Genomic DNA, 7,307 nt, shown 5'->3' on the forward strand with positions numbered 1-7,307 from the left:
CAGCAGCTCCAGCGCCTGGTACTCGGTGAGCACCTGACCCTCGGTGAGCGTCACCCGGGACTCGTCCTTGTTGCCGGACTCCTGCGCGGCCTGCTCGGCATCCGCCTGCGGCCCGGCCCGGTGGCCGCCGCGCTCACGCTCAGCGCGGCCACCCACTACGTCGCCGACCGGCAGGGCGGCCACTGGCGCGACCCCGAGCCCCACGGCGTCGTCCGCCTGGCCCACGCCGCTGGCAAGGACGGCTGGCTCCGCAACGACCCCCAGTCCGGCTACCTGCTCGACCAGGCCTGGCACCACGCCTTCGAGGCCTGCGCCGCGCTCGTCGCCTCGGCCTGACCTACCGCCACCCGGAACAGGAGGAACACCATGACCAGCACGAGCAGGTGGACGTCGGACCACCTGACGGCCCCGGGCGGTACGGCCATCTATGCCGCCCAGCAGCGCGAGCGGCTGCGGCAGATGGCCGACGAGGTCCAGGCCCTGCTGCGCGAGTACCGCTCCGACCTGGAGTCGGTGCGCATCGACGGCGACCGGCCGCTCCAGCCGCGCGTGCGCGCCTACTTCGCCACCCGCCCGCTCGCCAAGCTGGAACGGCACCTGCGGGAGGCGGTGAACGCCGCCGGAAAGCTCGACGCGGAATACAACCACCGGTTCGTCGAGTCGCCGAGGAAGCGCGCTGAACGCGCCGCCGAGAAGTCCCTGAAGAAGGACCGCAAAGCCGGTCTCCAGGCGGCCCGGAGCGCGAACGCGGTGGACACCGCCGCCACCCTCCACGGCATTTCCTCCGGGCTTTCCGAGAAGCCGGACGGGAATTCCGGGGAAAAGCAGGCTCCGGCGTTCCTCGACTTCCTCAAGGAGAGTGCCTGATGCCGCTCTCCCCGGGCCAGGTCGCCTACTGGCAGAAGCGCCTGGCGGCGACGACGACGAACCCGGACCGGGCGCGGGAGCTGTGGGACCTGGCCCGCACCCTGGCCGGCACCGACGACGAGTCGTGGGAGGACCTGGTCCGGATGCTCAGCGCCTGGACCCAGCAGCACGCCGCGTCCTGACGCACGCCCCCTGGTGACGCTTCGCGCTCATCATCATCACTCCGCTGCGTGAATCCGGGGGTCCCACGTACGCGTGCACGCGTACGCGTGAAGGACCTCCGGATGCGTCACGGAGCGTGACACCCCGATTGGAGGCCCGATGGCCGACAACGACGGGGGGACCGTGCTCGGGTTCCCCCGGCTGACCGTGCCGGGGGTCGTGGCCGAGGACCGGCCGCCCGACACCGCCCCCGTGCTGGCCCCGCTCGCCACCGAGCTGGCCCCGCCCGCGTCCCTGTCGATCCCCGAAAACCCCGACCTTTCCCGCGAAAGCGAATACGCCCTCCCGGCCGGACCACCCCCCGAGAGCGGCGGCCCGGTGAATATCGCCGCGATGTCGGTCGCCATGATGGCCGGGATCACCGTGGCCGCCCTGCGGGGCGCCGCCCATTTCGTCGCCTACATGAAATCCCGCGCCGAACACCAGAAGGCGGTGGAACGGCAGCGGACGTCCCCGGCCGCGTCCGGGAATCCACAGCCTGTGGATTCCCGGGCCGCCCTTCACGGGTCGGCGCCCCGGAGCCGGGTGCAGTCCGGTCCGGAATTCGGTCGGAGCACACGCCATCCGGCGCAGAACCCGACCCGCCCCGGCCCGACGGTCCCGGCGACCTTCCGCCAGAGCCCCACCGCCCCGGGCGGCACATCGGACCGCAAGGCGCCCGAGAAGCCCCGCCACAGCCGTTCTGACGGCCCGTCGGGCAGCGGTGGCAGTCCGGGGCCGGATCGGGTGCGGGAAGCCCGTAGAAGGGCCCTGGAGGCCTCCGGGTCGACGGGGCGCCCACATCGCCTTTCCGGCACCGGGAATCCGGGTATCGGGACGGCGTCCTCCGCCTCCCCGGACCGGCACCGGGACCAGGGTCGGGACCGGTCGGCGGGGCGTGCGCTGCGTCAGAGCGCCGGGCCGGACACGATCCGGGGCGCGGCCCGTCGCCGGATGGCCGACCGCATCACCAACGGCCCCGCGGACCGCCCGGCCAAGCCGCAGCGCTCCCCGGCCGGGCCGGACACGATCCGGGGAGCCGCCGGCCGCCGGGTCGCCGACCGGATCACCACCGGCTCCTGGAAGCCGACCGGCGCCCACCCGTCCCTGTCCGGCTCGACGCCGACGACGATCCGCGCGGCGTTGCGGGCCCGGGCCGCCGACCGGATCCTCAACGGCCGCAAGCCCAAGGCCGATTCCGCTCCCGACCCGGCCGCCGAGCAGCCGGGCCCGAAGGATGCGGCCGGGCCGCCCGGCACGGACCTGGCCGTCCCGCCCGACGCCGCGTCCACCCGCGAGGCCGGCGCCGCACCGGAGACCGGGGACGGCGGGAAGACCCCGGGCGCACGGACGCCCAAGCGCAGGATCCGTAGGGTCCGGCGCCGCAGCCGCCCCCGCCGGGGACGCGCCCGCCGCGACCGTCGGACCTCCCGCTCGCGCCGGGCCGAGAACCGCCGCGCAAAGCGCCGTACACGCCGCGACCAGCGCGCGGACCGGGCCCGGCAGCGGGCCGAACGGGCGAACGCCCGCCGCGCCGAACGGGCACGGCAGCGCGAGGACAAGGGCCCGCGGGACGGGTGGGGGGACCCGACGCACGAGGACCCGCGCAAGGGCGGATCCTGGTGGCGATTTCGCAGGAAGTACGGGTGGGACCGGGAACCGAACGACATCTGGCCCGAGCCCGAGCCGGACTTCGGCCCGCCGCCGGGCTGGGCCTGGACCGAGGGCGAGACGATCACGGTCGAACGCGTCGACGGCGGCCCCCGCAAACCCGCCCCGCCCGCCGCCCTCGGCCGAGGCCAGGCCGCGCTGCCCCGCGCACCGCACCGCACGGCCCACGCCCGGCCCGGCACCACCGAACCCCCAACTCCACCACCACCGAGCCCTGCCGGAGGACAGTCAGTGGCCATTCCCCTGCCGCGCGCCGCGCACGGCACCCAGTTCGCCGACGCCGAGCTGACGATCTACGACGTCATCGAGGCGGACGCCGACATGGGCGAGGAGATCACCCAGGGCGCCGCCGAGGCCAAGCAAGCCGCCACCGACTGCGAGGAACTCGCCGAGCAGCTGGAGACGCTGCACACCAAGATCCTCGCGCTGAAGGTGCCCGGCGTCCTGGAGCGCATGGTCGTCCTCCTGATCGAGAAGACCGCGAAGGTCAAGGCCCGCGCCGAGGCGGTCGCCGAGAAGATCCCGGCCGCCGCCGAGGCCATCACCACCGCCGGCGACAACGCCGCCGCCCGCCACAAGCCGCTCGCGGACGCCGTACGCGACGCCGGCCACACCGCACCCGCCGAGCGCGACTACCACAACGAGTAGGAGGCACCGTGTCCGACACCACCAGCTCCGAGCAGGTCACCAGCAGTCAGCCGCTCACCGCGTCCACCGCGCCCACCGACCGGGACGGCGCCGGCGGCGGGATCGGCTCCGCCCTCGCCACCGCCGGTCGCGCCCTCACCGAGGCCGTGCGCTACGGCATCGTCATCGCCCAGCTCACCGCGACCGGCGTGAAGCTGGCGCTCGTCGCCGACGTGGTCACCAGCGCCTACACGTACGTCGAGAAGTGCGCCGCCTCGATCGACCGCCTCGCCGACCAGGCCGCCGCGCTGGCCGTCGACCGCGACACCGTCGCCGAGCACCGCGACGCCGCCGCCGTCATGCGCTCGGTCCTGGAGGAGGCCGAGGCCATGGCCGCCGACCTCGCCGACCTCTCCACGTCGTTCCGGGCCACCGCCGACGCGCACGAGGCCGACTACGGGTCGGTCGCCGAGGCCGCCAACGCCATGCCCGTCGAGATGGCCGAGCGCACGTTCTACAGCAACCGCTGACCCCCAACGGGGCGGCGGCGCCGCCCCGTTGAGCGATGCCGCCGCCCCTTCGCCCCGCCACGGAACGCGAAGGAGAGCACGCTGATGATGTCCCTCGGCCCGATCCGCGGGCATGTCGCCACCGCCCGCAGCCACCTCGGCCGCGCCGCCACCCTCACCGGCACCGCGGGCCTGGCGGCCGGCGCGTTCACCACCGACTTCTACCCGGCCACGGTCGGCGGCACCGGCGCCGCGATCCTCTACGGCCTCCTCTGGTCCGCCACCCTCCCCAAGGAAGCCCCCGTCCGGGACACCGCCACCGCCCTCTACCTCACCCCGGCCGTCACGATGGCCGGCCTGCTCGTCGTCGAGCGCCTGGTGCCGGGCGTGCGCTGGTGGGAGTTGGCGGCCGACGCCGTCTGGAGCGTCGCCGTGTGGCTCATCCGCCCCGCCCGCATCGCCCGGGTCATGGCCGGCCGCGAACCCTCCCTCACCCCCGAGGCCGTCGAGCAGGCCCGGCAGGACGCGCCGACCGGCCTGGAGCAGGCCGTGGACCGGCACCCGCTCGCCGCCTGGTGGTCCGAGCACGCCGCCGTCGAGAACGGTGTCGCCCCCGGCACCGTCCTGGAGCACATCGAGAAGACCGGCCCGCAGTCCATGACCGCCCTCATCCGCTCCGCCCACCACGGCACCCCGGTCCCCACGATCTCCACCACCCGACTGTCGGCCCTGCTCGATTGGGACGAAGAGGAGATCACGGTCGCGAAGGTGCCCGGCCGCGGCGCCGGGGTCCGCCGCCTGACCGTCGGACGCGCACCGCAGGACGCCGCCGACATGTACGTGCACTGGGCCCAGCACATCGCCCCCAAGGGCATGCCCGGCACCACGATCACCGGGATCCGCGTCGTCGACACCGACACCGGGCGGGAGATCGACGCGTGAGCCGCATCTACGAACTCACCCTCGAAGCGCCGCCGGGCGACATCATCACCTACGACCCCGAGCGACTCGCCGACGCCATGCGCATCGACGACCCCTCCCGCCTCGCCATCGAGGCCATGGGCAGCCAGGCCCTGGTCACCATCTACCCCGCCGACCCGCTCGCCGACGTCCGCCTGCCCGGCCCCGAGCTGCTGGCCATGGACGAACGCGGCCGGATCTGGATCGGCAGCTACCACAACGGCCGCAGGGTCCACGTCCAGCTCTACGACCCGGTCTCCGGCTCGGCCCAGCGCCTGCTGCTGTTCGGTACCACCGGCGCCGGGAAGTCCACCGGCGGCCAGGTCCTGTTGGCCGGCATGAAGCGCTCTGGGATCGCCACCTTCTACGGCGACCTGAAGGAGGGCCAGTCCGCCCCCGAGGCCCGCGGGCAGGTCGACTGGGCGGTGTACTCGCAAGAGGGCGTCATCGCCCAGTTGCACACCGCCTGGTGCGTCATGCGCGAGCGCGCCGCCCGGTACGCGGCGGCCGGCCGCTCCAAGTTCCTGCGCGACCGCCCCGACCCGCTGCTCTACGTCGTCATCGACGAGGCCAACCGCCTGCTGGAGAAGGGCGCCCCCTACCGGGACCTGGCCACCTTCTACATCAAGGACATCGGCCGCACCGGCCGCTCACTGGGCGTCGGCATCGCCCTGTTCGCGCAGGCCGGTCACCTCGACGAGCTCGGCGGCTCGGACACGATGCGCGCGATGCTCAAGGAAGGCGAAGTGCTGCTGCTGCGCTGGACCTCGAGCATGATGCAGACGCTCGTCGCCGATGGCCTGCTGCCCGCCGGCCAGAAGCTCGCCCCGATCCCGAAGAAGGCCGGAGCCACCCGGCTGGTCTCCCAGTTCGAGACCGAGGCCGCCGACGACCGCCCCGGTACCCAGGGCACCGGCTACCACCTCTCTGGCCCCTACCCCGGCGCCAAGATGCGGTTCTTCCGCGTCGGTTCCCCCATCCCCACCGAGGGCCTGGACCCCGAGATGCTCGCCCTGTACGGCGACGACCCGCACGCCGTCCTGGAGAAGGCGTCCTGGCCCGCCGCCGGCCGCGCCTACGCCGACAAGCTCGACGGCGCCGACGCCTACAACGCCGCCTTCCCGCCGCCCGACACCGACGGCGAAGAGGGCGGCGGCCGGTCCCGCAGCAGCGGCGGCGCCCCGGCCGCACCGGGCCGCCCGCAGACCGCCGCGCGGCTCACCATCGCCGATCGCGTCCAGGCCGCCCTGGAAGGCGCCGACGGCGACATGGACGCCCACGCCCTGCTGGAAGCCGTCAACGCCGACGGCGGCCGCCCCGTGAAGCTCGGCAGCATCCGCAACGCCCTCAGCAACCTGCGCTGACCCGGCCTGTTCTGCACCGCCACCCCACCGCACTGCCCGACCGGACCCTGGAGTGTGCCGTGATCCTCTCCGTCTCCCTCACCGCGCTCAGCGGCGTCGCGCTGTTCTTCCTCATGCGCCACCACTACGTGCGCCTCGGCTCCGCCGTGGTCGCCGCCCTCTTCGGCTACGCCCTCGCCTCCACCGGCCTCCACACCGCCATCGACCACCTCATCGCCACCATCGCCGCCGCCCTCGGCGCCCTCCACTGACCGGCAGGAGAAGCCCGTGACCACGCCCTTTCAACCCGCGCCCGCCCCCGTGGCCTACGGCCCCGACGGCACCCCCTACTACGCCGCCGCCCCTGCCGCACTCACCAACCCGCCTGCCCTCCACCAGTACCACGTCCCGGCCCCGGCGCCCGCGCAGCCGCTCGCTCCGACCGTGGTCTACCTGCCCGCCGCGCCCGCGCAGCAGCAGGCCGCCGAGCAGGTCCCGGCGCGCGACCCGTGGCCCGCCCGCCTGCTCGCCGGCGGCATCGGCATCGGAGGCGCCGGACTCGGCCTCGGCTTCCTGCTCCAGGCCCTCGCCGCCGCCACCACCGGCCTCGCCCTGCTCGTCGCCGTCCTCGGCGTCCTCTACCTGCTCAAGAACAGCAGCGGCGCGGGCGGCCGGGGCGGGCAGGGCGCCGTGAACGTGCACGTCAACGTCACCAACCGCAACCGCTGAACGGACACCGTGCCCCACCCCCTCACCGACTGCGGCAGGCCCGCCGCCACGCACTACGACCTCGCCCGGGTCTACGTCGACTACGGATACCTGCCGCCCTCCGAGCACGCCCACCTGCTGGCCCTACTCGCCATCGCCGACGCCCTGCGTGCCCTCGCCCCGCAGCCCCAGCCCGCCACCCCCGACGCCTGAAAGGCCTGCCATGAACGACGACTTCGACCAGTACGACCACATCGACCACCCGACCCGCGAGGAGGAGAAGGCGTACGAGATCGCCCTCGACCTCGCCGACGAACAGCGCCGCACCGAGGACGAGCAGGCCAACCCCCGCCCCGGCCACACCGAGCTGTGCGAGGGCTGCCACGGCAGCGGCGGCGGCTACGAGGACGAGACCTGGGAC

At 74.3% G+C, this 7,307-nt stretch carries 10 protein-coding genes and 1 pseudogene; all 11 read left to right on the forward strand.

The genetic code is table 11. The features are described 5' to 3' along the window. Positions 1-336: pseudogene (locus tag ABZW03_RS33585) on the forward strand (hypothetical protein); the annotation flags it as partial. A gap of 30 nt (positions 337-366) precedes the next feature. Beyond that, positions 367-867: a hypothetical protein gene (locus ABZW03_RS33590; protein ID WP_355266912.1), complete on the forward strand. Its 501-nt coding sequence runs from the start codon at positions 367-369 to the stop codon at positions 865-867. Next, positions 867-1,049, forward strand: coding sequence for a hypothetical protein (locus ABZW03_RS33595; RefSeq protein ID WP_355266915.1), 183 nt, complete (start codon positions 867-869; stop codon positions 1,047-1,049). Before ABZW03_RS33590 ends, ABZW03_RS33595 begins: the two co-directional genes overlap by 1 nt. Positions 1,050-2,022: 973 nt before the next feature. Then, positions 2,023-3,387, forward strand: a complete 1,365-nt coding sequence (locus ABZW03_RS33600; protein ID WP_355266918.1) for a hypothetical protein — start codon at positions 2,023-2,025, stop codon at positions 3,385-3,387. Between the two features lie 8 nt (positions 3,388-3,395). Continuing rightward, entirely contained in the window at positions 3,396-3,896 is a 501-nt protein-coding gene (locus tag ABZW03_RS33605) for a hypothetical protein (protein ID WP_355266921.1), read from the forward strand. An 84-nt stretch (positions 3,897-3,980) separates the two neighbouring features. Beyond that, positions 3,981-4,817, forward strand: a complete 837-nt coding sequence (locus ABZW03_RS33610; protein WP_355266924.1) for a hypothetical protein — start codon at positions 3,981-3,983, stop codon at positions 4,815-4,817. After that, complete coding sequence (locus tag ABZW03_RS33615) at positions 4,814-6,199, forward strand: transfer protein (RefSeq protein ID WP_355266927.1); 1,386 nt, start codon at positions 4,814-4,816, stop codon at positions 6,197-6,199. Before ABZW03_RS33610 ends, ABZW03_RS33615 begins: the two co-directional genes overlap by 4 nt. Positions 6,200-6,258: 59 nt before the next feature. Further along, positions 6,259-6,450, forward strand: a complete 192-nt coding sequence (locus ABZW03_RS33620) for a hypothetical protein (RefSeq protein WP_355266930.1) — start codon at positions 6,259-6,261, stop codon at positions 6,448-6,450. Positions 6,451-6,466: 16 nt separating this feature from the next. Then, positions 6,467-6,907 (forward strand): hypothetical protein, encoded by a 441-nt coding sequence (locus ABZW03_RS33625; RefSeq protein WP_355266933.1) that lies wholly within the window; start codon positions 6,467-6,469, stop codon positions 6,905-6,907. A 9-nt stretch (positions 6,908-6,916) separates the two neighbouring features. After that, positions 6,917-7,099, forward strand: coding sequence for a hypothetical protein (locus ABZW03_RS33630; protein ID WP_355266936.1), 183 nt, complete (start codon positions 6,917-6,919; stop codon positions 7,097-7,099). Positions 7,100-7,109: 10 nt separating this feature from the next. After that, positions 7,110-7,307: hypothetical protein (locus ABZW03_RS33635; RefSeq protein WP_355266939.1), on the forward strand; the 198-nt coding region annotated here is incomplete at its 3' end.

This window comes from Kitasatospora sp. NPDC004799 (genome assembly GCF_040609095.1).
Taxonomy (GTDB): domain Bacteria; phylum Actinomycetota; class Actinomycetes; order Streptomycetales; family Streptomycetaceae; genus Kitasatospora.

Coding starts and splice junctions, on each gene's coding strand:
- ABZW03_RS33590 (WP_355266912.1), top strand. CDS start 367: ATGACCAGCACGAGCAGGTGGACGTCGGACCACCTGACGGCCCCGGGC.
- ABZW03_RS33610 (WP_355266924.1), top strand. CDS start 3,981: ATGATGTCCCTCGGCCCGATCCGCGGGCATGTCGCCACCGCCCGCAGC.
- ABZW03_RS33595 (WP_355266915.1), top strand. CDS start 867: ATGCCGCTCTCCCCGGGCCAGGTCGCCTACTGGCAGAAGCGCCTGGCG.
- ABZW03_RS33600 (WP_355266918.1), top strand. CDS start 2,023: ATGGCCGACCGCATCACCAACGGCCCCGCGGACCGCCCGGCCAAGCCG.